Origin of the sequence: Janthinobacterium sp. Ant5-2-1, assembly GCF_001445815.1 — a bacterium.
Classification (GTDB): domain Bacteria; phylum Pseudomonadota; class Gammaproteobacteria; order Burkholderiales; family Burkholderiaceae_D; genus Janthinobacterium; species Janthinobacterium lividum_E.
Window position 1 is genome coordinate 1 of sequence record NZ_LNCE01000154.1, and the last position, 1,373, is coordinate 1,373.

At 54.6% G+C, this 1,373-nt stretch carries 3 protein-coding genes and 1 pseudogene; all 4 read right to left on the reverse strand.

All coding sequences use genetic code 11. From position 1 onward, the window contains the following. A partial coding sequence (locus ASN89_RS28415) for a ribosomal protein S19 family protein (protein ID WP_200969134.1) occupies nt 1-120 on the reverse strand: 120 nt, incomplete at its 3' end. 10 nt (nt 121-130) lie between these two features. Continuing rightward, complete coding sequence (gene rplB / locus ASN89_RS26770) at nt 131-958, reverse strand: 50S ribosomal protein L2 (RefSeq protein WP_010394400.1); 828 nt, start codon at nt 956-958, stop codon at nt 131-133. Continuing rightward, nucleotides 958-1,275 carry a 50S ribosomal protein L23 gene (rplW, locus tag ASN89_RS26775; protein WP_010394398.1) on the reverse strand — a complete coding sequence of 106 codons (318 nt, stop codon included), beginning with the start codon at nt 1,273-1,275 and terminating at the stop codon, nt 958-960. The genes rplB and rplW overlap by 1 nt, the downstream gene beginning before the upstream one ends. Then, nucleotides 1,272-1,373 (reverse strand): annotated as a pseudogene (locus ASN89_RS28420) (50S ribosomal protein L4); the annotation flags it as partial. The gene rplW and the pseudogene ASN89_RS28420, both read right to left, overlap by 4 nt.

Consider the following 1,373-nt stretch of genomic DNA (forward strand, 5'->3'; position numbering starts at 1 on the left):
GATTGTCGAACGACGCGACCAGGTTTTGATTGGCTTTTTGTCTTTGGCTGCTTGCGCGGCTTCAACTTTTTTCACCAGGTGGGCGTCACAGAACGGCCCTTTTTTCAATGAACGTGTCATGTGCTACCCCTTATTTCTTGCCGCGGCGCGAGACGATCATGGAAGTCGTACGCTTGTTGCTGCGTGTTTTCTTACCCTTGGTCTGTTGGCCCCATGGCGAAACTGGATGACGACCAGCTGCTGTTTTACCTTCACCACCACCGTGCGGGTGATCGACCGGGTTCATGACCACACCGCGAACGGTAGGACGAACACCGCGCCAGCGCATCGCGCCAGCTTTACCGATTTTACGCAGGCTGTGCTCGGCATTACCGACTTCACCAACCGTTGCACGGCACTCGATGTGCACGCGACGTACTTCACCCGAGCGCAGACGCACTTGAGCGTAGGTACCTTCACGTGCCATCAGCACAACGCCAGCGCCAGCGGTACGTGCCATTTGGGCACCTTTACCTGGCAGCATTTCGACGCAATGCATCACGGTACCGACCGGGATGTTACGGATTGGCAAGCAGTTACCCGATTTGATCGGTGCTTCCGAACCGTTCATCACGCTGTCGCCAACGGCCATGCCTTTGGTTGCGATGATGTAGTGACGTTCGCCGTCGGCGTAGCACAACAGAGCGATATTCGCGGTGCGGTTTGGATCGTATTCGATACGTTCCACTTTCGCTGGAATACCATCTTTGGTGCGCTTGAAGTCGATCAAGCGATAGTGTTGCTTATGACCACCACCGATATGACGGGTGGTGATGTGACCGTTGTTGTTACGACCAGCGGTCTTGGATTTCTTTTCAACCAGGGCAGCGAACGGACGACCTTTGTACAGGTCTGGGTTCACCACCTTTACCATGCCGCGACGGCCTGGCGAGGTTGGTTTCATCTTAACGAGTGCCATTATGCAGCCTCCTCGGAGAAGTTGATTTCCTGGCCAGGCTTCAGGCACACGAAAGCACGCTTGGTATGGTTACGACGACCGTTGAACTTGCCGGTGCGTTTCTGCTTACCTTCGCGGTTTGCAGTTTGCACGGACAGGACTTCAACCTTGAACAGCAGTTCGACCGCTGCCTTGATTTCAGGCTTGGTTGCATCCGGCAGTACGCGGAATACAATTTGCTCGTTCTTTTCCGCGACCATGGTGGCCTTCTCGGAAATCACGGGCGCCAACAGCACCTTCATCAAGCGTTCTTCGCTATGTTTCAAAATCGCGCTCATGCCAGCATCTCCTCAATCTTGGCCAATGCAGCTTTGGTGACCAGGATCTTCTTGTAGAACACCAGGGACATCGGGTCTGCGTGACGTGGCTCAACGAC

Coding starts and splice junctions, on each gene's coding strand:
- rplB (WP_010394400.1), bottom strand. CDS start 958: ATGGCACTCGTTAAGATGAAACCAACCTCGCCAGGCCGTCGCGGCATG.
- rplW (WP_010394398.1), bottom strand. CDS start 1,275: ATGAGCGCGATTTTGAAACATAGCGAAGAACGCTTGATGAAGGTGCTG.